Genomic DNA, 974 nt, shown 5'->3' on the forward strand with positions numbered 1-974 from the left:
ACCTTGCCGACCAGGATGTCACCGGGAACGACCTCGGCGCCGATGCGGATGATGCCCCGCTCGTCGAGATCGGCCAGCACCTCCTCGGACACGTTCGGGATGTCTCGGGTGATCTCCTCGGGCCCCAGCTTGGTGTCACGGGCGTCGACCTCGTGCTCCTCGATGTGAATCGAGGACAGGACATCGTCCTGGACCAGCCGCTGCGACAGGATGATCGCGTCTTCGTAGTTGTGACCCTCCCACGGCATGAACGCCACCAGGAGGTTCTTGCCCAGCGCCATCTCACCGTTCTGGGTGCACGGACCGTCGGCGATCACCTGGTTGACCTCGACCCGGTCACCCTCGGCCACGATCGGCTTCTGGTTGAAGCTCGTGCCCTGGTTGGAGCGCTTGAACTTCGCCACCCGGTAGGTGGTGCGGGTGCCGTCGTCGTTCATGACCGTGACGTAGTCGGCGGAGACCTCCTCCACCACACCGGCCTTCTCGGCGCTGATGACGTCGCCGGCGTCGGTCGCGGCACGGTATTCCATGCCGGTGCCGACCAGCGGCGCCTCGCTCTTGAGCAGCGGCACCGACTGGCGCTGCATGTTGGAGCCCATGAGCGCGCGGTTGGCGTCGTCGTGCTCGAGGAACGGGATCATCGCGGTGGCGACCGACACCATCTGGCGCGGCGACACGTCGATGTAGTCGACCTCCTCGGCCCGGGCCAGCTCGGTCTCACCGCCCTTGGTGCGGACCAGGACGCGCCTTTCGGCGAACGAGCCGTCGGGGTTGAGCGTCGTGTTGGCCTGCGCCTTGACGAAGCGGTCCTCCTCGTCGGCGGTCAGGTAGTCGATCTGGTCGGTGACCTTGCCGTCGACGACCTTGCGATAGGGCGTCTCGACGAAGCCGAACGCGTTGATGCGTCCGTAGGAGGCCAGCGAGCCGATCAGGCCGATGTTGGGGCCTTCGGGGGTCTCGATCGGGCACATCCG

1 protein-coding gene is annotated in these 974 nt (G+C 66.4%); it reads right to left on the minus strand.

The window, feature by feature from the left end; translation table 11 throughout:
* A partial coding sequence (locus IEY82_RS12620) for an RNA polymerDNA-directed RNA polymerase subunit B (protein WP_506336432.1) occupies window positions 1-974 on the minus strand: 974 nt, incomplete at both ends.

This window comes from Nonomuraea cavernae, from assembly GCF_014646355.1.
GTDB lineage: Bacteria > Actinomycetota > Actinomycetes > Streptosporangiales > Streptosporangiaceae > Nonomuraea > Nonomuraea cavernae.